The sequence below is a fragment of the Micromonospora sp. NPDC005707 genome, assembly GCF_040631005.1.
Lineage (GTDB): Bacteria > Actinomycetota > Actinomycetes > Mycobacteriales > Micromonosporaceae > Micromonospora.
The window spans coordinates 121,812-147,199 of sequence record NZ_JBEXYR010000016.1; the positions used below are offsets into that span (position 1 = coordinate 121,812).

The following is a 25,388-nucleotide window of genomic DNA, read 5'->3' on the forward strand; positions in this document are numbered from 1 at the left end:
GGACCGGTCACCGGCAGGTCCAGCGCACCGGCCGGACCTGGTCGTCGGACTCGAGCTTCCCGCCGAGCACCCGGCCGTCGTCGCTGAAACTGGTCACCGCGCCCTGCCGCTCGCCGCGCCAGCCGTCCGGCACGGGCAGTTTCACCGACCTCGTACCGATGATCACGCCGGGCACGTCACCCGAGACCGCACCGGCCAGCCAGCCCTGGCCGTTGCTCGCGCCGACCCAGCGGACGCCCGACAGCACCTCCGCCCGACCGGTCCGCAGGTCGATCCGCACCGCGTACCTGGGCAGGCCGTCGCGGGGGACTACCGTGACGTCGCGTTCCGCGGTGCCGGTCACCCAGCCACCGGCAACGGACGCGGGAAAGAACCTGGTGGCCTTCCCGCCGGGCACCGTTGGCAGCGGCAGCACCTCCGGCCGGGTGGCGCCCGGACGCCACACCACCGCACGGGTGGGCCCGTCCGGGCTCCCGTTCGACATCGCGGCCAGGACGGTGCCGTCGGAGTCGACGTCGACGGCCGTGCCCTCCCACTGCGGGCCGGGCAGTGGCAGGTCGACCGGCTGGCTCCGGTACGAGTCCCAGACCACCGGCCGTTGGATCCAGGGTTTCCCGGGAACCAGATTGCGGTAGCCGACGATCCGGCCGGCGTCGTTGACGGCCGTCGCGCCCCCGGACCTCACCACGGGCAGACCGATGACCTCACCGTCGCGTACCGCCCACGCCCGCCAGTCACGGCCGGACGCTGACGACGAACCCACCGCCAGGCCGGCCCGGTTCACATCCGTCAACCTCTGCAACGAACCCGGCAGCTGGACCTCCCGGGCCCGGTCGCCCTCCCAGATCAGCAGGCCGAAATCCGTGCGGCTCTGCCCCTGCGGGGCCCGACGGCCGACCAGCCACCGGCCGTCCGGGTCACCGCCGGTGACCGCGCCCTGTGGATCGCCCGGCATGGGCAGCAGTGTGGCCGTGCACACCCCCTGCCACGGACCGGTCGGCGCCGGCGTCGACGGGCTGGGGCTCGCGGCCGGCGCAGGCGCCGCCCGACCGTCCCCGCCCAGCACCGCCGGCAGCGCGGCCATCGTCAGCACACCCAGCGCGGCCGCCCCGGCCGCCGCCACCCGGCGGTTGCGCCGCCGCCGGCGGGCCTCCCGGATCGCTCCCGGCAGGTCGATCCGGGGCGGGCCGGCCGGCTCGTCGTCCAGCCAGCGCAGCCGGTCGGCGACGTGTTCGTCATCGGTCCTCATGCCCATCGCTCCTTTCCGGTCCGGCCGGCCATCTCGCGGTCCCCGAGCAGCCGTCGCATCGCCGCCAGGCCGTGCGAGGTCTGGCTCTTCACCGTGCCGGGCGAGCAGCCCAGCGTCCGGGCCACCTCCTCCACCGGCAGGTCGTGCAGGAAACGCAGCACCAGCACCGCTCGCTGGCGGGGCGGCACCCTGGCCAGGGCGTCACGCAGCACGGTCTGCTCCTCGACGCCGCGGTCCTCGGTGGACCGCACATCGGGTGGCCCGCCGAACAGGTGCACCCGCCACCAGCCGCGCCGCCGGGTGTCCAGGAAGTGCCGGACCAGCACCGTACGGACGTACGCGTCGAGCTGCTCGACCTCAGCGATCCGGGCCCAGCGCAGGTAGAGCCGCGTGGCGGTCTCCTGCACCAGGTCGTCGGCCAAGTCGCGGTCGCCGCAGAGTCCGTACGCGAGCCGCCGCAACGCCGGCAGGCGCGCCGTGACGTACTCGACGTATTCCTGGTCCGATGCATCCGGCATCCGGCCACCTCCCTGGGGTTCACCGTTCCAGACGGCAGTGCGCCGGAAACGGTTGTACGCGATCACGGAACAGGCCCCGGGAATGGCCGGACGGAGGTGCCTGAGAGCCTGTGGTGGACCGACCAGCTGACAGTCGAACGGCGCCCGTGTGGCCGCCGAGTTCGGAGTTCCGGCAGTGCTCTTCGATGTCACCCGCAGCGAACTCGTCGACATCTTCGGCGAGGACCGGCTCGCGACCCTGCCCGCGATCGCCTTCCCGCCCGCCGCCGCGGGCACCGAGGGCGCCCGCCTCCTGCAGACCGTCGGCGTCCCGACCGGGACGCTCTGGCTGCGGGTGCCCGACGAGGACTCCGGCCGGCTGCCCCTCGTCCAGGACGTCGTCGACGTCGAGGACTTCGAGGACGTCTCGGAGGACGCGGGCGAATGGCCCGTCATCGGCTGGCTGCTCAACGCCCACCTCGCCCTCGACCCCGGTTCCGGCAGGGTGCACGCCTTCGACGCCGACGAGGCGACCGCGCAGGAGGTCCACACGGACGTCTCCTCCCTCGTCCGGGTCACCGTCCGGTTCCAGCGCCTGCTCGACGAGTTCACCTTCAGCGGCGACGACGGCGACGAGGAAGCCGACTTCGAGCGCCTGGATCGCGAGGTCGAGCGGGTCCGTCAGGAGACGAGCAGCATCGACCCGTTCCCTTTCCAGGACGACGAGACCGTCTGGTCGGTGGTCGGCGACGAGATCGCGGCGGGCCAACGCTTCACGGGCAACAGCCCGGCAGGCCGCTCGCTCCACGGGTGACCGCCGGCAGCTGTCGCCCCCGCACCGCGCGAGCCCCGCGCGCCGGCCTCGATCGCGTGGCGGACCGTGACGTCAGTCGCCGGAGTATCCGGAGAAGTGGATGTGGTCGGGCTGACCGTCGCGGTAGCTGATCACATACGTGCCGGACCAGCGCTCCCGCAGACCCCCACCGGCCCGCATCCATTCCTGGACCTGAGCTGACGGCGGCGTCGTGCTGCCGAAGGCCCTGATCAGCTCTTCACCGGTCAGCGGGGCCACCGTGGCGAAGCCGGGGCTGTCGGACCGGCCGTTGATCATGTCGATGATCGAGTGTGTGCCCGAGTGCGGTTGCGCGGCAACCAGGGTGTCCGGGTCGACGGGCACCGGGCGGCGTTTGCGTTCCCGCCAGTCCTCGATGATTGCTTCGCTGAAGCCGTCGTCGTCGTCGCGCGGATCCAACCGGGCCCGAAACTCCTCCTCCGTCAGGTCCAGGTCGGAGTCGCGCTCGACGGGCTCCCGGTAGTACTCGCCGCGGTCGTACACCTCTTGGCGCAGTTGTTGGAGGGCGGCGCCCACGTCCGCCTGGTAGGCCACCACGTAACGCCACTCCGAAGCACCCATTGGTGTGTCCTTCCCCGGCCGATCCGCAGGACGGCATCCTGGCATGGGCATACGACGCTTCCGGCCCTGGTGCCCGGTCGCCGCCACGCCGGCTCGCTTGCCGTTACCGGCCGCCGGCGAGTTCGGTCAGGTCGACCGCGGCGACGAGCTGAGCGAGGGCGGGTTCGGCGGCGAGGTCCAGCGGGAGCAGTTCCCCGGTCCGTGCGCGGGAGTTGAGCAGCAGTTCCCGGTTGGTGTCGTGCACGATCGCCGTGGCGTCGGCGTTCTGCCACCGCACCCCGTGCAGGGCGGCACGGTCGAACGTCGCCGCGAGCAGGCAGGACATCCGCGGCCGGCCGTAGGCGTCGTGGCCGTCCTGGCGCAGGACCGCCACCCGCGCGGCGGCGATGCCGGGCGCGACGGCCAGAGCCTCCCGCACGGTGACCAGGACCTGGCCGCAGACGAACTGCTTGTAGTAGGCGGCGCGGTCGCGCTGGGGCAGCTTGCGCAGCGTCAGGTTGCCGGCCTGCGTCGTTGCGGGCATCCGCTCGGGCACCACCTGCTCAACGCCGGGTACGAGCACGGCCAGGGAGACCTCGTCGGCGCTGACTCCGACGGCGGCGCTGGGCGCCTCGTTGTCCTCGAAGGCCTCCTCCAGGGTTTCCAGCACGACCTCGGGCACGTTCGTGCGGAGTTGGTGCCACCGCTGGTCGAGGTACTGCTGCCACCCCGCCTGCTGCTCGAGCCGGCTGGCCCACTGACGTTGCATTTCCGCCTCGGTCCACTGCGCCGCCTGCTGCTTCGCCTGGGCCCGTCGGCTGCGCTCGAACAGCCCGATGCCGGCCAGCGCGTGGTTCTCATAGTGCTTGCGGATGCTGTCCCGATCCGGTGGCGCCGGTTGGGGCGCGATCGGCCGGGCGGCGGCGGGGAAGTCCACCCGGTGCAGCTCGAGGATGCGCTGGAACGCCTGGGCGAGGCGCTGGGCTTCCTCGGCTCGCTGCGCCTGCGCGGCCTGGCGCTGCTGCGCGGCGACCTGCCGCTGGTAGCTGGCCGCGGACGAGGACCGGGCACCGGCTCGGCGACCGCCCCCGAGGGAGCTGTAGAAGCCGACCGGTCCGACGCCGCTGGAGAAGCCGGTACGGCCGCCCCCGACGTGGATCCGGGCGGCGCGCGGCCCGACACTGGTGCGGATCCCTCGGGAGGAGGCCCGGATACGCACGCCCGGCGCCAACTTGATCGAGAACCCCATTCGCTGACCGTAGACCGCCACGACCTCGGCCCTGTTCATCCGGCGATCCGAGGTTGCCTCGCCGGTCGGGCCAGCTGGACCGCCAGGTCGGCGTCACGCTGGGTCAGAACGGTGACACCTGTGGTGGACGATCGGGTGTCGACAGCGAAATCCCGGCCTCCGCAGGCGGCGGCCAGCGGGGACCCTCAGCTGATGCGCAGGCTCGCGATCAGGCCGTCGCGGAGGCGGAAGGTCATCGGACCGGTGCCGTTGAAGCCGTTGCCCGAGACCTTGAGGGTGACGACGTAGCTGTCGGAGTCGGTGCCGGGCTGGACCTCGACGAGCTCGAAGTGCGACTGCACCCCGATGTTGTCGGTGCGGTCCCAGGAACGCACGCCGTCGCGGCGGGTGGACGTGCGCCGCGCGATGCGCGTCAGCGAGCGGTGCCGCGGTGCGGCCGCCCGGCATCGCGACGGGGGCGGCGTCCGGCCCGGCCGGCGAGCAGGTTCAACCCCAGGGCGTACGCCGCGGCGCTCACCAGGAGGGCGGCGCTGGCGCCACGCCCCCAGTCGCCCACCAGCACGGGCGGCACGACCCAGACATCCACCGAGAGCCCCGCCAGTGCGATTGCCGTGCCGGCCGCGATCGGTGGGACGGCCCACAGCAGCACGTATGGCGCATTGAACTGGTCGTCCTGCAGCAGCCCGGTCATGGTGGTGACGGCCCAGCCCGCCAGGAGTAGGAGCGCGAGCGACCAGCGCACTGCGGGCCGCCGCCCCTTGAGCAGCGCGCCGAGGCCGACGCCAGCGGCGGCGTAGAGGGGGTAGGCGGCCAGCTCACACAGGAGGACCCGGGCCAGGACCGGGTCGTCGAGTGGCGGGGTCGTCCAGGAGGATCCCTCGCGGGCCCGGGCGAGGGGGTACGCGACGGCGAAGGTTGCCCCTGCCAGGAGTGCCGCAAGCGGGACTGCCACCGCGAGCGCCCTTGCCTGCGTGGTGCGGCGGGCGAGGGCGGCGCCGGCCAACAGCGCCAGAACCTGCCCGCAGAGGGATCCGGAGGTGTACCGGAAGATCCGCGTGGCGTGGAGCGACTCATGCTGCTGTGCGCCGCCCTGCGCGTCGTAGTTGACCCAGAAATTGTAGAAACCGTCGTTGAACGGCATGGCGACGAGCGCGAGCAGGGCCACCGCCGGCAACGACCAGACGGCCGGGTGCGTCACCGTCCGCCGCAGCGCCGGCAGATCGACGCCGGCCATCCCCCGAAGCATGTGCCAAGCCTCGCCCGTCCTGGTCACGGTTGGGCCACGCCACCGCCACCGATCGGGGCGACCCGCTGATCCGACCGCCAGCGACTGTCGATGCCTGGCGCCCACGCTGTCGGCCCGGGGAACGTCCCGCCCGGCGTGTCGGCCGGGGACGGGTGCTTCTCAGCAGGCCCGACGGCGGGCGTGGCTACGATGAGGCCGGTCGACACCGGGCGTCACCGGCACGAGGGAGGCCACGTTGACCCCGAGCACCGCGTCGCGGACGGTGGCGGACGCCCGCCGCACCGACCGGGACTGGCGGCGTCAGGTGCCCCGGGCCTTCGCCACGCTGCTCTGGGTGATCGCGGTGGTCTGCGCGCTGGCCGCGCTGAGCAGCGCCGTCCGCTCCGACATCCAGCCGGTCCGCACCGCCATCGACGCCCTGCTGCTACCGGCCCCGGCGAACCTGGCGTACGCGGTCTTCCTCGGCACCCTCGCCTCGGCGGTGCTGCGCCGCAAGCGGCTGGCGTACTGGGTGCTGGTCGTCTACTTCACCCTCAGCCTGGCCGTCGGCGTGCTGGCCGGCGTGCTGCTGCTGGTGGTCGGCAGCAACGACCTCACCGACGACGCCGGGGAGCGGCTGTTCACCTCGCTGGAGACGGTCGGCGTGTGGATCGGCATCGCCTTCGCCGCCGGGGCGCTGGCCCTGCTGCTGGCCGCCCGGCGGGAGTTCTACGCCCGGGTGCGTAGCGGCAGCACCCGACGCGCCCTGGGGGTCTTCCTCGGGCTGGCGGCCGTCGCGGTCGGGCTCGGCTACCTGCTGCTCCTGGTCGAGCCGGGCAGCCTGCGCACCTGGGTGGACCGGCTCGGCTACGCCATCGAGAAGGTGTTCGGCGGCGCGATCACCCTGGACGTCACCCGGCAGGGGCAGGCGCCCGGCTGGGTCAACCTGCTGCTCGGGGGGTTCGGCGCTATCGCCTTCGTCGCCGGCCTGTTCACCCTGCTCCGGTCGCAGCGGGCCGCCGCCGTGCTGCACCCCGACGAGGAGGAGCGGATCCGGGAACTTCTCGCCCGGCACGGCGGGGGCGACTCGCTCGGCTACTTCGCCACCCGCCGGGACAAGGCGGCGATCTTCTCGGCCAGCGGCAAGGCGGCGATCACCTACCGGGTGGTCAACGGGGTCAGCCTGGCCAGCGGGGACCCGGTGGGGGACCCGGAGGCGTGGGGGCCGGCCATCGAGGCGTGGCTCGACCAGGCCAGCACGTACGCGTGGACCCCGGCGGTGATGGGCACCAGCGAGGCGGGCGCCAAGGCGTACCACCGGCACGGGCTGAAGGTGCTGCACCTGGGGGACGAGGCGATCCTGCTGGCCCGCGAGTTCGACCTGGACGGCCGGGACATGCGCCCGGTCCGCCAGGCCGTGCACCGGGTGGAGCGGGCCGGCTACACGGCCCGGGTGCGCCGGCACGCGGAGATCCCGGCGGCGGAGCTGTCCGAGCTGGCCCGGCTGGCCACCGCCTGGCGCGACACCGAACACGAGCGGGGCTTCTCGATGGCACTGGGCCGGCTCGGCGACCCGGCCGACGGCGACTGCGTGCTGGTCGAGGCGCGGGACGCGGGCGGCCGGGTGCGGGCGCTGCTGTCGCTGAGCCCGTGGGGCGCCGACGGGCTCTCGCTGGACCTGATGCGCCGGGACCGGTCGGCCGAGAACGGCATCACGGAGTTCCTGGTCGCGGCACTGATGGGCGCGGCGCCCCGGCTCGGCGTCGAACGGGTGTCGCTGAACTTCGCGGTGTTCCGGTCGGTCTTCGAGCAGGGCGCCAGGATCGGCGCCGGCCCGGTCATCCGACTCTGGCGGCACACCCTGCTGTTCTTCTCCCGCTGGTGGCAGCTGGAGTCGCTGTACCTCTCCAACGCCAAGTACCAGCCGCACTGGACGCCGCGCTACCTGTGCTTCGCGGAGCGCCGGGAGTTGGCGCGCGTCGGCCTCGCCGCGGCGGTCGCCGAGGGCTTCGTCGCCCTGCCGGGCGGCCGGCCCACCCCGCTGCACGGCGTGCCGCCGGCCGGCGGCGGGGTGGGATACGTGCCGCCGGCCGCCGCGACGGTCCGGGCCGTGTCGCCGGAGCCGCCCGCGGTGCGCCTTTCCGAGCAGAGCCGGGTACGCCTGGCGAAACTGGACCGGCTGCGCGCCGAGGGTGTCGACCCGTACCCGGTGGGCTTCGCGCGTACCGACACGTGTGCGGCGGTGCGGGCGCGGCACGCCGGGCTGGCGCCGGACACCGGCACGGGGGAGACCGTGTCGGTGGCCGGACGGGTGTTGCTGGTCCGCGACCACGGGCGCATCTGTTTCGCGACGATCCGGGACGGCAGCGGCGACCTGCAGTTGATGCTGGAGCACGACCTGGACCGGTGGCGTGCCACCGTCGACGTCGGCGACCACGTGGGCGCCACCGGCGAGGTGTACGCGACGCGGCGCGGCGAGGTGTCGGTGCGGGTCGCCGACTGGCGGCTGACCGCCAAGTGCCTGCGCCCGCTGCCGGACAAGCACCACGGGCTGGCCGACCCGGAGGCCCGGGTCCGGCAGCGCTACCTCGACCTCGCCGTGGATCCGGCGGCGCGGGACCTGCTGCGGGCCCGCGGCGCCGTCCTGCAGAGCCTGCGGCGCTCCCTGGCCGACCGGGATTTCCTGGAGGTGGAAACGCCGATCCTGCAGCGGGTGCACGGCGGCGCGAACGCCCGCCCGTTCGTCACCCACAGCAACGCGTACGACCTGCGGCTGAGCCTGCGTATCGCCCCCGAGCTGTATCTGAAGCGGCTGGCCGTGGGCGGGATGGAGCGGGTGTACGAGCTGGGCCGGGCGTTCCGCAACGAGGGCGTCGACCACAGCCACAACCCGGAGTTCACGGTGCTGGAGGCGTACCAGGCGTACGCGGACTACCACGTGATGCGCGAGCTGGCCCGGGAGCTGATCGTCGCCGCCGCGATCGCGGTGCACGGGTCGCCGGTGGTGCGCCACCCCGGGACGGGCGAGACCGTGGACGTCGGCGGCGGGTGGCCGGTCCGTACGGTCAACGAGGCGGTGTCCGCGGCGCTCGGCGAGGAGGTCTCCGCCGACACCGACCTGGCCGCGCTGCGCAAGTTCTGCGACGCCGCCGGGGTCGCGTACGACCCGCGCTGGGAGCGCGGCGCGGTGCTGCTGGAGCTGTACGAGCGGCTGGTCGAGGCGCGCACCGAGGCGCCGACCTTCTACCTGGACTTCCCGACCGACGCCTCGCCGTTGACCCGACAGCACCGGAGCGACCCGCGGCTGGCGGAGCGGTGGGACCTGGTGGCGTTCGGAATGGAGGTGGGCACCGCGTACTCGGAGCTGGTCGACCCGACGGAGCAGCGGCGCCGGCTCACCGCCCAGTCGTTGAAGGCGGCCGGCGGCGACCCCGAGGCGATGGAGCTGGACGAGGACTTCCTCACCGCGCTGGAGTACGCCATGCCGCCCACCGGCGGCCTGGGCCTGGGCGTGGATCGGCTGCTGATGCTGCTGACCGGTCGGTCGATCCGGGAGACGCTGCCCTTCCCGCTGGTCCGGAAGTCCTCGTGAGCCGGGTCGGCCGGGTCCGGGCGCTGCCGGGGCTGGCGCTCGGGCTCGCCGGAGTCCTCTACTCGTCGTGGCTGATCGGGCCGCTGCTGAACCCGGCGTTCGGCCTCCTCGACGGGTACGCCAGCGAGCTGGCCGCCCGGGACCAGCCGTACCACCTGGTGTTCGGCCTGGGCGACCTGGTCGTCGGCGCGCTCGCGTCAGCGACCGGGTTGGCGCTGGCCCGGCGGGCGGGGGGCTGGCCGCGGTGGGCGTGGTGGGGGCTGGTCGCCTTCGGTGTGGCCACCGCCCTGGACGGCACGGTGAGCTCGATGGACTGCGCGCCCTCGGCCGACGCCCGCTGCGCCCGGCTGGCGGAGCTGGGCGCGCTGTCCTGGCGCGACCAGGGGCACTCGGTCAGCTCGGCGGTGGCGATCGCCGCCGCGCTGGCCTCACTGCTCGCGCTGCTGCTGGGCCAGCGCGATCACCGCGTGTCGTTCCGCTGGGGGCTGGCGGTGGCCGCGGTGCTGGTGGTGGGCACGGCCGGCACGCTGCTCGAGCTGATCCGCCCGGGCGCGGCGCTGGGCGCCTGGCAGCGGGTCCAGCTGCTCGGCCTCTCCGGCTGGCTGCTCTACGCCGGCGGCATCGTCGCCACGCAGGGTGCGTGCTCGCCCAGCTCAGCGTGCTGACCGGTCACGGAGCCCACCCCATGACCCAGGTGGCGGCGCCCGCCGGCGACCCGGCGGTCACGGTGCGGCTGTCGCCGCGCGCGCCGGACCGGCCGGTTGGAACAGTTCGATCAGGTTGCCGGCGGGGTCGGCCAGCAGGATCTGCTGCCCACCCGGGCCGGCGACGACCTCGCTGCGGAACGGCAGCCCGGCTGCCCGGTGCCGCTCGACCTCGGCGGCCAGATCGTCGACGGTGAGGTGGATGCGGTTGCGGCCGGGTGCTGCGGCGTCCTCCGGCGTGGCTCGGGCGCCCGAGCTGGCGGGCCCGGACAGCAGCAGTCGCAGGGGGCCGCGGAGCACCTCGGCGAAGGCGGGTGCGGCGTCGGCGCCCAACTGGAAGTCGAGGTGGGTGGTGTAGAAGTCGACGGCTGCCGCGACGTCGTCAACCAGGTAGCGGACGCTGGCGTACTCATGGCTTCCGGTCATGGCGCGAACCTCCTTGCTCAAGGACGGGTAGCAGATGGCGGATGCGGGTGTCGATGTCGGCCGCGGTGCGGGTGAAGGACCGCTGGCCGGCCTCCTCGCTGTCACCGGCCGACGCGGGGTCGGGAATGCTCCAGTGGATGCGGCGCGGGTGCTGCGGGAACTCGGGGCAGACCTCGCGGGCCCGGTCGCACAGGGTGATCACATAGTCGAACCGGCGGCCGGTCAGCGTGTCCAGGTGGCGCGGGCGCTGATCGGCGACGTCGATGCCGTACCGGTCGCGTAGTACCCGCACGCCGCCGGGATGCAGTCGTGGCCCCGGCCGGCTCCCGGCGCTGATCGCCTCGACGTGTCCCGCCGTGTGCTGGCGGAGCAGGGCTTCCGCGATCGGTGAGCGACCGGTGTTGCCCGTGCAGACGAACAGCACGCCGAGGCGGCGCGACCGCTGCGGGCGGACAGAAGGCGGCGGCGTGCCGATGCCCGGACGCAGGGCCGGGTGCAGGGCGGCGCCGGCACCGGCGAGCCCTTCGGCGCAGCGGTCCAGATCGAGGTGGTAGTAGCTGTCGCGGCCGTCGAAGCTGCTCCGGGTGGCGGCGACCAGACCGCCGTCCCGCAGCAGCCGCAGGTGGTAGGAGACCAGGTTCTGCGGCTCGCCGGTGAGCGTGGCCAGCTCGCGGACCCGCAGGTCGCTGGCGCCAAGCTCGGTCATCAGCCGCCAGCGCAACGGATGAGCGGCCAATCGGAGGAACGCTGGGGCGGCTTGCCCGGACGCACTCATGACGTGGACAATACATCAAACCGCTTTGATCGATAGTGCGATCGCGGCGGCTCGGGGCCGCTCCGCGTCGACCTGCGTGGGTTCGACCGTGGCGAGGTGGCCGTGCGACCCCGAGGTGCCCGCGTGTGGCTAGTGTGCGGCTCGCCGTTTCGCGGCGCGTTCGTGGAGAAGCCGCATCTCGTCGTCCAGGGGAGCGACCGGGCCGGCAACCGTGAGGGCCGGCGCGACGGTGGTGACGGGAAGCACGGCCACGGGCCCGTCCGGCAGGCCCCACTCCGCCCGCCAGGTGGCGAGCTGCGCGCTCGATGCGGCGTAGACGATGCGGCCGAGTCCCACCCAGGCATGCGCGGCCGCGCACATCGGGCAGTGCTCGCCCGAGGTGTACACGGTCGCGCTGGCCCGCACCGCCGGCGGTAGATGTCCGGCCGCCCACTGCGCGAGGGCGAGCTCAGGATGCGCCGTGGGGTCCGCCGAGGACGTCTCGCGGTTCCGGGCCTCCGCCAGCACGTCCCCGCTCGGGCCGACCAGGACGGACCCGAACGGGTCGTCCCCGGCCGCCAGGGCTTCTGCGGCGAGCGCTACGCAACGCCGCAGATGAGTGATGTCCCGTTGGTCGGTCGTCATGGCCGGCCCTCCGTTCGACTGGGTGATCATCGCCAGCTTCGCAGACTCGGCGACCACCACGCTCCCGCTCGCCCGCCGCCACCGAGCCGGGCAGGTCCGCCTGCTCGCGGACCACGCCGCCGGCCGGATGGGGGGTGCCCGATGATCTTTCGGGCGAGCGGTGCCTATCCGTTACGCTCTGTCGGAATGACCGGCGTCCCGATCGGCACGCCTGCTGCGGGAGAAGCAGGCACAGGGGAGTCTCGACGGCCGCGAGGCGGAGTTCCGGATTGCCACGCCGGTCACCCGGCACGGCAGAGAGGCGGACCACGACATGACGGCGGTAGCAGGCCAGCAGCCCACTGCTGCGGATTCCGCGATCGCCGGCCATGGGGCGGAGGAGGATCTGCGGTCGTTGTTCGGGCAGTCCATCGCCGTCTTCGCGTCGCTGGCGGGGCCGACGCACCGGGTGGAGAGCGCAAATCCCGCGTTCTTCGCCGCCATCGGCGAGGAGCGGGCTCGCACCGGTACGGCGCTCGTGGACCTGATGCCCGAGTTGGCCGGTCAGGGCTTCATCGCCCTGCTGGACGAGGTCTACCGCACGGGCGAGGCCTATACCGGCCGTGACGTCCGGGTGGTGCTGGGCGCCGGGCCGCAGGCGCGGGAGGCGTTCTTCGACTTCACCTACGAGCCACGGCGGGACGCCGACGGCACCGTGACCGGGATCCGTGTGATCGGCGTGGAGACCACACAGGTCAAGCATGCCCAACGACTGATGGCCGAACACCGCGCCCTGGTGGAGCAGATCGCCCGGCAGGCGCCGCTGACCGAGGTGCTCGACGGGATGGCCCGGTGTATCGAGAACCTTGCCCCGCAGGAGGTTCTGGTCTCCGTTCTGCTCGCCGATCCCGACGGTCGGCACCTGCGCCACGGCGCCGCACCCAGCCTGCCTGACTTCTACAACCAGGCCATCGACGGGATCGCCACCGGTGAAGGCGTGGGCTCGTGCGGCACCGCCGCCCACCGGCGGGAGCCGGTCATCGTCACCGACATCGCCACCGACCCGTTCTGGGCCGACTTCCGGGACCTGGCCGAGCGGGCGGGACTGGGCGCCTGCTGGTCCACGCCGATCCTGGCCCGGGATGGCAGCCTGCTGGGCACCTTCGCCATGTATCACCGCTTCCCGCGCATCCCGCAGGACGCTGACCTGGCCCTCGCCCGGGTCTTCACCGGCACCGCAGCCCTGGCCATCGAACGCCACCACATCGAACAGGCGAAGGCGGCCGCCGACGCGCGGGCCAGAGCGGCCCATGACGAGCTGGCCAAGGTGGTGCAGGCGGAGCGGGAACTGCGTGCCGAGGCCGAGCAGCGCGCCGCCGCCGCCGCGGAACTCACCGCCCGGATGCGTGCCGCCGCCGCCGCGCAGGCCGCCACACCGCGCCCCGAGCAGTGCCAGCTCGGCGGCACCGGCGGGTGCACCGCACCGGCCGAGATCAAGCTCGCCGATTCGTGGGGCGACTCGGCGTGGGGCTGCCCCACCCACGTCGAGGAAGCCATCATCAACGTGCGCTCGGTGTTCATCGCCAACGAGGAACTCGGCGGCCTGGCCGCCTACCTCCGCCGTTGAACCTCGTCCGGGCCGCCGACGGCGGGCGCACGCGGACCCGTGAGCGGGTCAGCGCCCCAGGTCGACGCCATGACGTTCCCGGCGTGAAGTAGGGCAGCTTGCGTCCTGCCCGCATGATGATCGGGTGATCACGCTGCCACGCTCGCCGGCCTGGATGACGCTCGGCTCTGTGTTGCTGGTGCTGGCGGGTGGCGCGTTGCTGTGGCTGCCGTTCCACACCCAGAACGAGCTCGACGACTGGACGACCGAACTGCGAGCCACCGGCGTACCGACGCGAGCCATCGTCTACGACCGGGTGACGAAGAGCGGCGGCAACCGGACCAGCCCGTCGACCACCATGTATTTCCGGTACGAGCTGGCTGGCCGGACGTACGAGCAGGAGGTCGGCTGCGTCGAGGTGTGCCGGTCAACCGGCGAAGAGGTGTCGATCTGGGTGAACCCGGCCGACTCCGGTGACTTCGTCACCGACTTCGACCAGCTCAGCGGCCACCGGGGCCGCGTACAGGGAGGGCTGGGTGTGGCGGGGTTCGCGACCCTGGTCGTGGCGATTCCTCTGCTGCTCTCCCGCATCCCGTTCCAACGGTGGTTTCCCCCGCGGAAGCCGCGGCGCCGGCCCGGTGCGCCGGCCCGGGGAGGTGCCGGGTTCACGATCCGCTTCAAGCACAAGCGGGGCGCTCGCAACCCGCAGCGGTAGGTTCACGGCTGTGGGCAGCGGATGATCTGCCCGGCGTAGGACAGGCCGCCGCCGAAGCCCAGCAGCAGCACCGGTGCGCCCGGCTCGAGTTCCCCGCGTTCCAGCAGCTTCGACAGCGCGATCGGGATGCTTGCCGCCGAGGTGTTGCCCGATGTCGTGACGTCACGGGCGATGACGGCCTTCGTCGCCCCGATCCGCTGCGCGACCGGCTCGATGATGCGCAGATTGGCCTGGTGCAGGACGATGCCGCCGAGGTCCTCCGGCGTGATGCCGGCGGCGGCGCAGATGCTGCGGGCGATGTCCGGCAGGGTGGTGGTGGCCCACCGGTAGACGGTCTGTCCCGCCTGGGTGAACGGGCGGTCGACCTCGATCACCACGGCGTCGCCCAGGTGCGGGTAGGACCCCCACACCACCGGGCTGATCTCGGGCTGCTCAGCGGCGGTGAGCACCACCGCGCCGGCTCCGTCGCCGATCAGCACGCACGTCGTCCGGTCGGTCCAGTCGGTGAAGTCACTCAGCCGCTCCACACCGATCACCACGGCGTTCGTCGCCGAGCCGAGCCGAACTGCGCCGTCGGCAAGGGCCAACGCGTGGGTGAATCCGGAACAGGCGACGTTGACGTCGATCGTCGCAGGTGACGGCAGTCCGAGCCGGCGCGCGACCCGCGCGGCGATGTTGGGACTGCGGTCGACCGCTGTGCAGGTCGCCACCACCACCAGGTCGACCGCCTCGGCGGCCACGCCGGCACGGCGCAGGGCCTCGGCCGCCGCCTCGGCCGCCATGAGGTCGAGCGGCTCGGCGGGCCCGGCGATCCGCCGTTCCTGGATGCCGACCCGGCTGCGGATCCACTCGTCGCTCGTCTCCACGACAGTGGCGAGGTCCTCGTTGGTGAGCACTTTCGTGGGCTGGTGGTGACCTGCGCCGACGACTCTCGAACCGCGCACCAGCGCCTCCCTTCGGGCCCCTGCCAGGAGCAGTGGATGGACCTTGCCTGTCGGTCAACGTAGCCGTCGCAGGCCCGGTAGACAATGTCTACGGCCGCCTGGTAGACACTGTCTATGCACGTTGACGAGGGCCTCCGCGATCGCCTCATCCGTGTCGGCGGCGAGCTGCTCGACCACCAGGGTCCGTCCGCGGTGTCGCTGCGAGAGATCGCCCGGCGCGCCGGCGTCTCGCACGGTGCGCCGCGCCGCTACTTTCCCACCCACCTGGAACTGCTGTCGGCCATCGCCCGCGACGGGTTCACCGACCTCGCTGCCCGCGTGAACTCCGCCCTGGCCGAGGCGCCCGGCCACCCGCGCGCCCGGCTCGCCGACATCGCCCGGGTCTACCTGGACTTCGCCGCCACCCGTCGAGGCCGCTACGAGCTGATGTTCCGCCACGACCTGCTGGAGAGCGGCCACCTGAGGCTGCGCGACACCAGCCTGCCACTGTTCCGGCTCCTCACCGACCTGGTGGCGCAGGCCCGGCCCGAACCCGAACCGCCGGCCCAGGTCGTGGCGGGAGCACTGTGGGCCAACCTGCACGGGATCGCCCAACTGTGGAACTGGGGCAGCCTCACCCTCGCGACCGGCGCCACCGATCCGAACCCGCTGCTCGACGCCGCTCTCACCGCCCACCTCGGACCCGCCGCATGACCCGCACCCCGCCCCTCTACGCCCTGGCCCGGCACACCATCGGCCGGTACCTGCACCACTCCTGGCGTCCCGCCGTCACCGGCCTCCACCACCTTCCTGACGCCGGCGGCGCGATCCTGGCCGCCAACCACCTGTCGGTCGCCGACCAGTTGTTCCTGGGCGTCCTGACGCCCCGACACATCGCCTTCTGGGCCAAGGCCGAATACTTCCGCGCCCCGGGGCCCCGCGGCTTCCTCACGCGGCGCGTCGTCACCGGCATGGGCGCCATCCCCGTCGAGCGGGGCGGCGGCCGGGCGGCCCTCACGGCGTTCGACGCGGCCGTGCCCGTCCTCCGCTCCGGTGGTCTGGTGGCCGTCTTCCCCGAGGGCACCCGCTCCCCGGACGGCCGCCTCTACCGCGGCCGCACCGGTGCGGTCCGCCTCGCCCACCAGGCCGGCGTCCCCATCATCCCGGTCGGCATCCGCGGCACGGACCGGGTACGCCCTCCCGGCTCCCGCTTTCCCCGGCGTCACCCGATCAGCATCACCTTCGGGCCGGCCATCCCGGTGCTCATCGAGACGCCGGCGGACATCCGCCGACACACCGAGACCCTGATGGCCGCCATCCAGTCCCTCACCCGCCAGGAGTACGTGCAGCACTACGCCCGGCCCTGACCGCAACGTCTACCGCGGGCCCCGCCGATGCCTGCCTCCCGTCGCCCTGGGAGGCGGCCGTGGTGGAAGCGGGACCGATTGCGCTGACGAGTCATGCTGAGGCAACCCCGCCGTCGATTGGAGCGGACCATGACGATGCCCTGGCTCTTCGTCCTGGGCGGCGTAGCGCTGCTGCTTCTCGTCACGTCAGCTGTTCTCGTTGTGCGGCACCGCCGGGTGGCCCGCGCGTCGTTGGCGGGTGACCCAATCATGCGCGACGCGCGGCGAGCCATGGCCGAGATGCAGGATCAACGCCGGCGTTCCGGCAAGGGCACGATCCGGGGCCAAGGCGGCGGCGGGAACGCGGGGACGATGTATGACGCCGCCTATGGCTCGGACACGTCCGCCGGAGCGTAGTCGGACCCTCTGGGGTCGGTATCGCGCCCGTCCTTCGGCCGGGTCAGGTTGAGACGCGGGCTTCGATGCCGGCGGGGACGGGCAGCGCGCGGACGCCGGCCTGGCCGGCGGGTGCGTCGACGGCCAGGGACAAGGCGGCGGCTACCGGGTAGACAGGGCAGTACACGACGGCCGCGGCCTCCGTGGTGCCCGCGTCCTTCGTCTCGAACTCCTCCCGCGCCCGGCCCAGGCTGGCGAGCAGGTCCGAGACCGAGGACTCCGCGGGCGCGGGCGTGGACGGGGCAACGACAGTCGCGGCGTCCGGCGTCGGCAGGTGCGAGACGCCGAGGCGGCTCGCGGCGGCGCGCAGGAGTTCGGCCGGCAGAACCGCCGGCAGCGCGGCCAGCCGCTCGATGGCCGACTGGGCGAACGTCCGATCGACCGGCAGGGCCGGCAGGTCGAGCCGGTTGCCGTCGAGCGACCCGAACGGGGTGTCCAGCACCGCGCGCTCCCAGGCCGTGGGATCGATCAGCACGTTCCGCCCATCGAAGACGTCGGCGTACAGGTTGGCCGCGATGATGTTGCGGTCAAGCCCGAGGTTCTGGCCCGCGAGGGCGGCCCGGACGGCGATCCCGTCGGCGAAGCCGAGCACATTCGACTCGACCCGTACGAGGGCCCGTCCGCCGACTTCGAGCAGGCATCCGCTGGTCGACTGCCCGGTCGACGCCCGATCGGTCGGGTCGGCGGCGAACAGGACCGTGTTGTCCCGCACGACCCAGGGGCCGGCGCCGGGCGTCTGCACGCGTACCGCCGTGCCGCTCGTGTTCACCACCACGTTGTTCTGGAACACGCCGGAGCCGCTACTGATCTGCACCGCCGCGTACGCCGCGTTGGCGAAGGTGCAGTTGCGCACCGTGATGGTGCCGCTGCCGCCCCGCAGGTCGAGCATGGCCGCCGACTGCGAGTTGCCGATGTCGAGGGCGCCGCTGTCCGAGTACGCGTTGTAGGTCGATCCGTCGAAGACGAACCCGTCCAGCACCAGGCCGTCGCAGGAGTCCTCGACCGTCAGAATGGGATCGCTCGGAATGCCCTTGGCTTTCGTCTCCGGATTCAGCACGAAGCGCACGGCACGGCGCCAGGGGTCCCGCGTCGCGAAGTCGGCACTGTAGCCGCCCAGCATCGTCAGGTGCTTGACGGGGATGCGCCAGGCGCCCGAGCGCAGGCGGCCGGAATACTCGCCCTCGGCGACGTGGACGCGGTCGCCCACCGCGGCCTTCTCCAGCGCCTGCCACGGATCGCGGAAGGGCGCCTCCCTGCTCCCGTCGCCGCCGGACGTGCCGGCGCACACGAACCAGTCGCGGCCGGCCGGTGGCGGCGGAGTTGTGGCGGGCAACCCGAGCGCCGGTGCGATCGAGTCGAGGACGAGCGTGGCCGCCTGCCGGGCACCGGCGGTCAGGTCGGCCCGGTAGGTGCCGCGTAGCAGATAGGTGATCTCGACATCCAGCCCGCGCTGGTAGCGGGTCGCCTCCTCGATCAGGCGGTGGGCGAGTGACCACCGTCCGCAGAGCACATGGAGCGGACGGTCGTCCTTACCCGGCTCGTAGATCGCGACCCCGACGTGCGTGGCCGAGCCGGCATCGGGCAGCAGCTCGATGTTCTGGTCGAACCCGAGGCCCGCCCGGACCTCGACCGCGGTCCCCGACAGGCCCTGTTCGGGCTGAGTGAGCCGGGTCCACTCGATGGACTGGTAGGTGGGCAGCGCCCGTCGCGCCTGGAACGCCTCCGTGGCCGGCAGTTCGGCCGGGTGGCAGCCCTGCGTCGCGTCGCTGCCGATCGCGAGCACCTCGGACGGGGTCAGCCGCCACATCGCGGGAGCCTGCGCGTCCCCGCCACCGCTGCCGGCGGGCAGGTCGCCGAGCCCGACGGTGGCTCGCAGCGCGTTCAGGGCGGCCACCGGCGGGCGAACGTAGGTCGCCACGGTGTCGAGGGTGTACGAGTCGATCCACCGGGCGGGCAGCCCCGACAGGTGCGGATCGCCAACGGTGTTGCCGCCCGCCGACTGCAGACCGACGTCCTCGAGCTCTTCGACGTACTCCTCGGTGATCTCCGCCTCGGCGGAGGTGGCGCGGCTGCGGACGACGTCGCGCAGGGTCAAAAAGAACAGGTTGCGATCGACCGCGACGCGGTCGATGTCGCGGTAGCAGGCGATGGCCGCGTTGCCGCAGCCGACGAAGAGGTTGTCCTCGATCACCGCGGCGCTGTTGACCCGGACGCCGATCGCCCTGTCGGCGCCCGCGCCGCGCGGCGGATCCGCGTCGTCGTCGTGGGCGAAGCAGAAGGTGTTCCCGGCGACGATGATCGGAGCGCTGCTGTCGCTGTCGCGGACCGTGAGCAGCCCCGATCCGAGGAAGTTGACGACCAGGTTGTTCTCGAACCGGCCGCCGTTCCCGGCGATCTCGGCGGCACCGGCACTGCCGTTGGCGAACACGCAGTTGCGTACGGCGATCCGCTCGCCGCGGAGGCTGATGATTGGGCCGTCACCGTAGTGGGACCGCCGCAGTGCCCCCTCCTCGTCGTACTCGTTGCGACCGGCGGCGTCGAAGAACAGCCCGTCCAGGACGGCGCCGTCGTGCGCGCCGAGGCCCTGGATCATGTTCGGCTCGCGCTGCACCCGGAGTCCCGGCCGCGCGCCCAGGATCGAGGGCGTGCGCCACGGCGTACGGGTGGCGAAGCCGGGACCGTAGCCGCCGAGGACGGTCAGGTCGGGGCAGTCGAGCACCCACGACGAGCGCTCGTGGCGGCCGGTGTAGGTGCCTGCCGCGAGATGGATGCGGTCGCCCGGTTCGGCGTACTTCAGGGCGAGCCAAAGGTCGTGGAAGGGGCGCTCGCGTGAGCCGTCCCCGGCCTGGAGACCGGCGGCCACGAAGAAATCGGTCATCGGCTCACCGCTTCACTTCGTCGTCGGCGTCCTTGGTACGCGACGTGGCCAGCGCCCAGCTGGCCTTGACCGACGTCCATACGGTTGCGAGCGTCTCCTGGGCCGCCTGCTTGCCGGCTCCGTCGACCAGCTCATCCTGGAACTGCTTCTCCCCTTCGAGCAGGTCTTCGAGCGACTCGAAGGTGTCCTTCAGGTCGTTATTGAAGCGTTCCAGCGTGGCCGGGTCGTCGGTCAGTGCCCCGAAGGCATTCGTGCTCTCCTTGACGAAGGTGGGCAGCAGTTCGTCGTAGATCTTGCGGGACTGCTCCTTGGCGGCCTCGGACCGCGTGTCGAGCGCCTCGATGCAGGCGTTCTTGAATTCGTCCCAGTCGGTGGCCTCGTAGTAGCCGGTCCGGCCGGTGCCCTGCCAGCCGGCCGCGGCCTCCGCGCCCCGGGCGAAAAGCTTGTCGACCCAATCCTCGGAGAGCTGCTCCCTGGCGTCATTGAGCAGCTTGACGTTGTCGAGCACGACCTGTTTGGCGACGCGCTTCTGTTTGGCGGCGTTGTAGTTCTCCTCGGCCAGCTTCTCGATCGCCTTGAGCGCCTCGGTGGCCGCTTCCTTGGCGGAGGGGTCCTTCATCAGTAGCACCAGCAGCCGTGGGACGCCGGTAACGGTGTACTTGACGAGGAGGTTCTTGGCCGTGGCGGTGATGGAGCCGAAGTTCTTCACGATCAGGGCCTCGACAACCTTGTCGTTGTTGCGCGCCTCCTTGAGGTCCTCCTCGCACTTCTTGATCACCGCGAGATCGGCCTCCAGCACCTTGCCCATCAGCGTGGCCGCGTCGGGGACGTCGCCCTTGGCGACCTGCTGCCAGATCCTGCGCTCCCCGGCGATGAGATCGACCGGGCCGACCGCGGCCATACGCTCGCTCGCCGACATGGCATTGGCCTGGCTGTCCCCCAGGACATCGACCATGTCCTCCTCGAGGCGCTCCAGCAGGGCGTCGGCCTGCGCGCAGTTGGTCGACCACCGGTCGCGAAGACCGTCGTAGCCGGACGCCTCCAGCTTGTCGAGCATCTCCTCGAACAGCTTCTCCCGGTCGGTGTCGAACCGCTCGAGCAGGTCCGTGATCCGATCGAAGATCGACTCCTCCATGCCCGTGGCGCGCATTCGCTGCTCGACCAGTTCGCGGGCGTCATCGACGTCTTCCACCGGGCCGCCTCCTGCTCCGTGCCCGGTGCGCGACGCGACCGGGGGCCCAACAAGCACCGCCTGGATCGTATGGGCCGCAGGTGTGCCCCGGCCGTCGCGAATTGGTGCGAAGGGCGTCGTGAAGTTGACGTAGCAACGTGATCGCGGGCGAGCGACCGTACGCGCGACCCGGCGTCGGCGGCATGGACCGGGCGCGCGACCTTCAACGGCGGCAGCGCCACACCAGCGGCCGGTGCACCTGGTTCTCGTAGACGGCACCGACCAGGGTCAGACCGTCGTCGCTGATCCCGTTGGCCGTGTACGTGCCCGCCTCGGTCGCCCGGACCTCTGGCCGGCCCGGCAGCCGGCGGGACGTGCCGTCCGGGGCGACGACCAGCGGCGCACCGTCGCCGACCAGCAGGTCGCCGTTGCCGGCGATCCCGGTCGCCCCCGGGAACGGCAGCAGGCTCACTGCCCCGGTCGTGAGGTTCCACCGTACCGGCAGCATCTGCACGGCGCCGCCCTGCCGGACGCCGGGGACCGTGCCGATCGCCCATTCGCCGCGCGCCGATTCGACCGAGGCGCGCGGGTAGCCGTCGGGCACCGCCAGTGCCGCCCCGGTGCCCTGCGGCGTCCATCGGTAGGGCAGTTGGCCCGTCGCGCCGACAACCGTGCCGTCCTCGGTGATCCCGGTGGCGGTGGATCCCGGCTGGCCGACCAGCCGGTACTCCTGTGGACGGTCCGCCGACCACAGCACGGCGTGGTGCGAGTCGCCGGCTCCGCTGGCGGTGCCGGCGATGTCGCCCCGGCCGTTGACCGCGTTGATGAGGACCCCGTGGTAGCCGCGCGGGGTGGCCAGGAAGCGCAGCTTCCCGTCCCGGTAGAGCCAGCCGGTGCCGTCGCCGTTGGTGCCGACCACGACACCGCCGGCGTTGACCGCGGCCGCGTGACGCGCGCCGGCCGGCAGGACGTCTGCCTGGCCGTCGGTCCACAGCACGACCCGCCCGTCCTCCTGCCCGGTGCCGATCTCACCGACGACGTACCGCCCGGTGGGGTCGACGCCGCTCGCCACCGCGACCGGACCACCGATCGGTTGCGGCAACCACGACGCCTCGCAGGTGACCGGCGAGGCCGGGGCGGTCGACACGGTCCCGGATGGTGACGCCGCGAGGACCGGCGTGTCCGGAACCGGCCGGCCGGCCGCCCCGCTGAGCTGGACGGCGCCCACGACGCCGAGCCCGCCCAGCACCGTCACCGCAGCGATCCCGCCGACGCGGCGGCGCCGGCGGCGACGCCGGCCGTCCCGGACCGCACGGCCCACGTCAACCCGCGGCTCGGGAACCGGCGCCGCCCGCAGCAGCGCGGCAATCCGCTGATCGTCCAACGTGCTCATCTCGAATTCCTCCCGGCCGTCTCGGTGACGTCGAGCACCTGGCGGACCGCCACCAGCGCCCGGGCCGTCTGTGACTTCACGTTGCCTTCGGAACAGCCCATCGCTGCCGCCGTGTCGGCGAGCGACATGTCGCACAGGAACCGCAGGACCAGTACGGTGCGCTGGCCGCGGGGGAGGTGGGCGAGCGCGGCGACCACGCTGTCCCGCTCGGCCAGCGCGTCATGCGGCGTGACCGGCGGGCGCTCCGGCTCCGGCACCGACCCCAGCAGCCGGACCTTCGCCCAGCTCAACCGCTTCTCGTCGACCAGCTTGTGGACCAGCATCCGGTGCACGTACGCGTCGACGTTGTCGGCCCGGCTGACCCGGCGCCAGTTCACGTACAGCGCCGTGATCGTCTGCTGCACCACGTCGTCGGCCAGGTGGGCGTCGCCGCACATCAGGAACGCGGTCCGGTGCAGGCTCGGCAGTCGCGCGGAGACGTACTCCACGAACTCATGCTCGGCATCCGCCATCGAGGCTCCCTCCTCCGCTCGCTTGACGGGTCCGGACGACCATCGGGTTGCGTCATCGCCGTGACGAGATGATCCGCGAGATGTGGGAGCCGGACGGCATGTCGCCTGCACTGCTTCAGTCAGCCACGGCCGGCTGTTCACCTCGTGCCCGCTCATCATGCAGCCGGGATTCAGACGTCTCGCCGACACAGCGTGGGAGCTGCCCTCAGGGCGGCCGCGGCCGTTCCCCTTCCGCCGCCGAGCGACCGAAGGGGAACGAGCCGCGGGCCGGAAGGATGTGATCACCTAACTAGCCTCGGCCGCGGATCATCGACATCAGCAGCCCGTGGGTCTCGGCGTCCCCGGCCACCACAAGCCCGCGGCCTGCCGGCCCGATGGGGGCGCCGTCGATCCCGGTGACCACGCAGCCGGCGGCCCGGCACAGCGCGATCCCGGCGGCGAAGTGCACGCTCCCGGTCAGGTCACCGCCGTCGGTGACGTACGCGGCGCGCTTGCCGGCCGCGACCCAGGCCAACGCCAGCGTCGTGGACACGACCCGCGGCCGGAACCGCTCGACGAACCCGGGGTGGGCCAGCAGGTCGACGGCCCGGAATCCGGGCGCGCTCGGAAACGGCGGGTCCAGGTTGACGTCCACCAGTTGAGTGGCGGGAGTGGGCGTCAACCGCGCGTCGACACCGTTCTGCCGTACCCAGGCGGTTTCCCCGTCGGTGCAGAAGACCTCGCCGCTGAACGGGTCGGCCACCGCCGCCGCCCCGTCGCGCAGCGCGACGTTGACGGCCACCAGCATGTTGCCGACCGCGTAGTTCAGCGTGCCGCACAGGGGATCCACCAGCCACTGGCGTGCGGCGTCGGCCGCGCCCTGCTGCCCGCCTTCCTCGCCGAGCACCGCGTCATCGGGGCGAGCGGCGCGGAGGACGCCGAGGATCGCCTGCTCGGCCTCCACGTCGGCGGCGGTGGCGAAGTCGCCGGCGCCCTTCTCGATGCGGCTGAGCCGTTGGCCGTACCTGGTGCGCACCACGTCGGCGCCGGCACGGGCCGCGGCGATCGCGACTTCGGCATCGTCGAGGCCCGCGTACGAGTTGATCATGTTGGGCACAATATCGGGGCGAGGCTGTCTCCCGGTCGGTCAGGGCAGCGTGGCCCCGAACTCAGTGGGGTAGGAGTCAGCGCTGCCCGGGGGCGGGTGGGGGCACTATCGTTCGGGCGTGCACATCCGTTTTGACGTCCCCGCCGATCCCGCCTACCCGGGCCGTGTGGCCGCCGCGCTCAGCAGTGTTCGGCTACGCAGGTACGGCTATGTCGGCGCGGTGCTGGCGGCGGTCGGGGCGATCGGCTTCGCCGTTTCACGGGGGTTCACGTGGGGCGACAAGGTCTCGTCGCTGTGCACGGCGCTGGTCGCGGGTGGCCTGCTGTCGATGCTGTACGCGCCGTGGGTGCGGTGGCGCGCCCGGCGCCGCTCCGGTCGCTACGCCGTCGAGGGCGCCTACGACATCACCGACGACAACATCATGATGCGCAGCGGGTCGGAGTCCGGCGGCATCGCCTGGGACGGGGTCGCCCAGGTACGGGACACCCCGGACTTCTGGATCGTGTACGTCGGCCGGATGCCGGCGACGGTGATCCCACGCCGCTTGATGTCCGCCGAGGACGCCGAGACGTTGCGAGCCTTCATGGCCGAACGCGGGCTGCTCCAGCCTCGGTGAACCGGTCTGCCGCGTAGACGCTCGTCACGGGCCGCGGACAGTGCCGGGCGGAATTGCTGCCACGGGCCGGACGGAGAGCGGCGCGCAGGCCAGCCGGGGAACTCAGATCATGCGTCGTAGCGCGGTCTCCACGGCGTCGATCAGCGGATCACCTTCGGTCCGTGGGTGCCGTGCGAGACCGAGCTCGACGTCCGGCAGGGCGGGCAGGGCGTCCACGTCGTGGCAGGCCATGGCCGGTTCGAGGTTCGCGGGCATGAGCGCCGAGACGCCGAGCCCGGCCCGTACCGCGGCGAGCACGCCGAGCAGGCTGTTGCTCTCGAACGCCACCCGCCAGCGCCGATCGGCACGGTCCAGCGTTTCCAGCACCGACGTACGCCAGAAGCACGGGTTCGAGAACAGCACCACCGGCAGCGGATCGGCAGCCACGTCCACACACTGGCCGATCGCCCAGACCAGGGGGCGGCGTACCGTCCAGCGCGGCGGTCCGGGAACGTACGGCACCTCGTCGAGCACGAGTTGGACGCGGCCCGCGTCGTAGGCCTCGCGCATCGCGGCGCTGGGAAGGGTGAGCACCTCCAGCGTCGCGCCGGGGTGCAGCCCGGCGAGGTCGGCGAGGGCCTGTGGAAGCTGGGACGCGGCGAGGTCTTCGAGCAATCCGACGCCGCAGCGGCCGGTGAGCGCGTGACCGGTTGCGGTAAGTGCCTGTGCGGAGAGCGAGAGAATGCGCTCGGCGTACGGCAGGAGTTCCTCACCCGCCCGGGTCGGCGAGACGCCGGACGGCGACCGGTAGAGCAGCGGGCGGCCGACGGCGCTCTCGAGCTTGCGCAACTGCTGGCTGAGCGCGGGCTGGGTCTGTCCGAGCGCGGTCGCGGCGCGGCTGATGCTGCCCGCCCGCACGGCGGTGACGAACGACCGCAGCAACGCCGTCTCAAGATCCCTTGCCATAAGCATTCATTATGCCGGGCCAAACAA

At 72.6% G+C, this 25,388-nt stretch carries 25 protein-coding genes; 9 read left to right on the forward strand and 16 right to left on the reverse strand.

Annotated elements, in window-relative coordinates:
• Positions 1 to 7: 7 nt before the first annotated feature.
• Positions 8 to 1,249 (reverse strand): hypothetical protein, encoded by a 1,242-nt coding sequence (locus ABZ452_RS26950; RefSeq protein ID WP_357948422.1) that lies wholly within the window; start codon positions 1,247 to 1,249, stop codon positions 8 to 10.
• Positions 1,246 to 1,767, reverse strand: a complete 522-nt coding sequence (locus ABZ452_RS26955) for a SigE family RNA polymerase sigma factor (protein WP_357948425.1) — start codon at positions 1,765 to 1,767, stop codon at positions 1,246 to 1,248. Before ABZ452_RS26955 ends, ABZ452_RS26950 begins: the two co-directional genes overlap by 4 nt.
• Before the next feature lie 175 nt (positions 1,768 to 1,942).
• Between ABZ452_RS26955 and ABZ452_RS26960 the strand changes: the two genes are divergently transcribed.
• The gene (locus ABZ452_RS26960; RefSeq protein ID WP_357948428.1) at positions 1,943 to 2,560 is read left to right on the forward strand and encodes an SUKH-4 family immunity protein; all 618 of its coding nucleotides are present in this window, start codon (positions 1,943 to 1,945) and stop codon (positions 2,558 to 2,560) included.
• Positions 2,561 to 2,632: 72 nt separating this feature from the next.
• Here the strand turns inward: ABZ452_RS26960 and ABZ452_RS26965 are convergent, their stop codons facing one another.
• The 4 genes from ABZ452_RS26965 to ABZ452_RS26980 all read right to left on the reverse strand — a co-directional run bounded on the left by ABZ452_RS26965 (position 2,633) and on the right by ABZ452_RS26980 (position 5,622).
• Complete coding sequence (locus ABZ452_RS26965) at positions 2,633 to 3,160, reverse strand: hypothetical protein (RefSeq protein ID WP_357948431.1); 528 nt, start codon at positions 3,158 to 3,160, stop codon at positions 2,633 to 2,635.
• Positions 3,161 to 3,263: 103 nt separating this feature from the next.
• The gene (locus tag ABZ452_RS26970) at positions 3,264 to 4,388 is read right to left on the reverse strand and encodes a DUF4236 domain-containing protein (RefSeq protein WP_357948434.1); all 1,125 of its coding nucleotides are present in this window, start codon (positions 4,386 to 4,388) and stop codon (positions 3,264 to 3,266) included.
• A gap of 185 nt (positions 4,389 to 4,573) precedes the next feature.
• Positions 4,574 to 4,762, reverse strand: coding sequence for a hypothetical protein (locus ABZ452_RS26975; RefSeq protein ID WP_357948436.1), 189 nt, complete (start codon positions 4,760 to 4,762; stop codon positions 4,574 to 4,576).
• A gap of 38 nt (positions 4,763 to 4,800) precedes the next feature.
• Positions 4,801 to 5,622 (reverse strand): hypothetical protein, encoded by an 822-nt coding sequence (locus ABZ452_RS26980; protein ID WP_357948439.1) that lies wholly within the window; start codon positions 5,620 to 5,622, stop codon positions 4,801 to 4,803.
• A 247-nt stretch (positions 5,623 to 5,869) separates the two neighbouring features.
• Between ABZ452_RS26980 and lysX the strand changes: the two genes are divergently transcribed.
• Positions 5,870 to 9,205 carry a bifunctional lysylphosphatidylglycerol synthetase/lysine--tRNA ligase LysX gene (gene lysX / locus ABZ452_RS26985; RefSeq protein WP_357948442.1) on the forward strand — a complete coding sequence of 1,112 codons (3,336 nt, stop codon included), beginning with the start codon at positions 5,870 to 5,872 and terminating at the stop codon, positions 9,203 to 9,205.
• Entirely contained in the window at positions 9,202 to 9,870 is a 669-nt protein-coding gene (locus ABZ452_RS26990; RefSeq protein ID WP_357948445.1) for a DUF998 domain-containing protein, read from the forward strand. Before lysX ends, ABZ452_RS26990 begins: the two co-directional genes overlap by 4 nt.
• A 57-nt stretch (positions 9,871 to 9,927) precedes the next feature.
• On the opposite strand, the gene ABZ452_RS26995 is transcribed toward ABZ452_RS26990, so the two are convergent.
• From ABZ452_RS26995 to ABZ452_RS27005, 3 genes are all read right to left on the reverse strand, one after another.
• The gene (locus ABZ452_RS26995) at positions 9,928 to 10,335 is read right to left on the reverse strand and encodes a VOC family protein (RefSeq protein ID WP_357948448.1); all 408 of its coding nucleotides are present in this window, start codon (positions 10,333 to 10,335) and stop codon (positions 9,928 to 9,930) included.
• Positions 10,319 to 11,110 carry an ArsR family transcriptional regulator gene (locus tag ABZ452_RS27000; protein ID WP_357948451.1) on the reverse strand — a complete coding sequence of 264 codons (792 nt, stop codon included), beginning with the start codon at positions 11,108 to 11,110 and terminating at the stop codon, positions 10,319 to 10,321. Before ABZ452_RS27000 ends, ABZ452_RS26995 begins: the two co-directional genes overlap by 17 nt.
• A gap of 129 nt (positions 11,111 to 11,239) precedes the next feature.
• Positions 11,240 to 11,794 carry a nucleoside deaminase gene (locus ABZ452_RS27005; RefSeq protein ID WP_357948454.1) on the reverse strand — a complete coding sequence of 185 codons (555 nt, stop codon included), beginning with the start codon at positions 11,792 to 11,794 and terminating at the stop codon, positions 11,240 to 11,242.
• A gap of 253 nt (positions 11,795 to 12,047) precedes the next feature.
• Between ABZ452_RS27005 and ABZ452_RS27010 the strand changes: the two genes are divergently transcribed.
• Positions 12,048 to 13,340, forward strand: a complete 1,293-nt coding sequence (locus tag ABZ452_RS27010; RefSeq protein ID WP_357948457.1) for a GAF domain-containing protein — start codon at positions 12,048 to 12,050, stop codon at positions 13,338 to 13,340.
• A 124-nt stretch (positions 13,341 to 13,464) separates the two neighbouring features.
• A complete protein-coding gene (locus ABZ452_RS27015; protein ID WP_357948459.1) occupies positions 13,465 to 14,034 on the forward strand; it encodes a DUF3592 domain-containing protein in 570 nt (189 codons plus the stop codon).
• 2 nt (positions 14,035 to 14,036) lie between these two features.
• On the opposite strand, the gene ABZ452_RS27020 is transcribed toward ABZ452_RS27015, so the two are convergent.
• On the reverse strand, positions 14,037 to 14,978 hold the full coding sequence (locus ABZ452_RS27020; protein ID WP_357948462.1) for a beta-ketoacyl-ACP synthase 3: 942 nt from the start codon (positions 14,976 to 14,978) through the stop codon (positions 14,037 to 14,039).
• 114 nt (positions 14,979 to 15,092) lie between these two features.
• Here ABZ452_RS27020 and ABZ452_RS27025 point away from each other — a divergent pair, with 114 nt between their 5' ends.
• From ABZ452_RS27025 to ABZ452_RS27035, 3 genes are all read left to right on the forward strand, one after another.
• Complete coding sequence (locus tag ABZ452_RS27025) at positions 15,093 to 15,671, forward strand: TetR/AcrR family transcriptional regulator (protein WP_357948465.1); 579 nt, start codon at positions 15,093 to 15,095, stop codon at positions 15,669 to 15,671.
• The gene (locus tag ABZ452_RS27030; protein ID WP_357948468.1) at positions 15,668 to 16,324 is read left to right on the forward strand and encodes a lysophospholipid acyltransferase family protein; all 657 of its coding nucleotides are present in this window, start codon (positions 15,668 to 15,670) and stop codon (positions 16,322 to 16,324) included. The genes ABZ452_RS27025 and ABZ452_RS27030 overlap by 4 nt, the downstream gene beginning before the upstream one ends.
• Positions 16,325 to 16,453: 129 nt before the next feature.
• Positions 16,454 to 16,720: a hypothetical protein gene (locus tag ABZ452_RS27035; protein ID WP_357948471.1), complete on the forward strand. Its 267-nt coding sequence runs from the start codon at positions 16,454 to 16,456 to the stop codon at positions 16,718 to 16,720.
• A gap of 43 nt (positions 16,721 to 16,763) precedes the next feature.
• On the opposite strand, the gene ABZ452_RS27040 is transcribed toward ABZ452_RS27035, so the two are convergent.
• The 5 genes from ABZ452_RS27040 to ABZ452_RS27060 all read right to left on the reverse strand — a co-directional run bounded on the left by ABZ452_RS27040 (position 16,764) and on the right by ABZ452_RS27060 (position 23,800).
• A complete protein-coding gene (locus ABZ452_RS27040; protein WP_357948473.1) occupies positions 16,764 to 19,637 on the reverse strand; it encodes a right-handed parallel beta-helix repeat-containing protein in 2,874 nt (957 codons plus the stop codon).
• Positions 19,638 to 19,641: 4 nt separating this feature from the next.
• Positions 19,642 to 20,829, reverse strand: a complete 1,188-nt coding sequence (locus tag ABZ452_RS27045; RefSeq protein ID WP_357948476.1) for a hypothetical protein — start codon at positions 20,827 to 20,829, stop codon at positions 19,642 to 19,644.
• A 202-nt stretch (positions 20,830 to 21,031) separates the two neighbouring features.
• Positions 21,032 to 22,201 carry a hypothetical protein gene (locus ABZ452_RS27050; protein WP_357948478.1) on the reverse strand — a complete coding sequence of 390 codons (1,170 nt, stop codon included), beginning with the start codon at positions 22,199 to 22,201 and terminating at the stop codon, positions 21,032 to 21,034.
• Positions 22,198 to 22,713 carry a SigE family RNA polymerase sigma factor gene (locus ABZ452_RS27055; RefSeq protein ID WP_357948481.1) on the reverse strand — a complete coding sequence of 172 codons (516 nt, stop codon included), beginning with the start codon at positions 22,711 to 22,713 and terminating at the stop codon, positions 22,198 to 22,200. The genes ABZ452_RS27050 and ABZ452_RS27055 overlap by 4 nt, the downstream gene beginning before the upstream one ends.
• Positions 22,714 to 23,002: 289 nt before the next feature.
• Positions 23,003 to 23,800, reverse strand: coding sequence for an inositol monophosphatase family protein (locus ABZ452_RS27060; RefSeq protein ID WP_357948484.1), 798 nt, complete (start codon positions 23,798 to 23,800; stop codon positions 23,003 to 23,005).
• Positions 23,801 to 23,918: 118 nt separating this feature from the next.
• Between ABZ452_RS27060 and ABZ452_RS27065 the strand changes: the two genes are divergently transcribed.
• Entirely contained in the window at positions 23,919 to 24,416 is a 498-nt protein-coding gene (locus ABZ452_RS27065) for a YcxB family protein (RefSeq protein WP_357948487.1), read from the forward strand.
• Between the two features lie 102 nt (positions 24,417 to 24,518).
• On the opposite strand, the gene ABZ452_RS27070 is transcribed toward ABZ452_RS27065, so the two are convergent.
• Positions 24,519 to 25,361 (reverse strand): LysR family transcriptional regulator, encoded by an 843-nt coding sequence (locus ABZ452_RS27070; RefSeq protein ID WP_357948490.1) that lies wholly within the window; start codon positions 25,359 to 25,361, stop codon positions 24,519 to 24,521.
• Between the last annotated feature and the right edge of the window lie 27 nt (positions 25,362 to 25,388).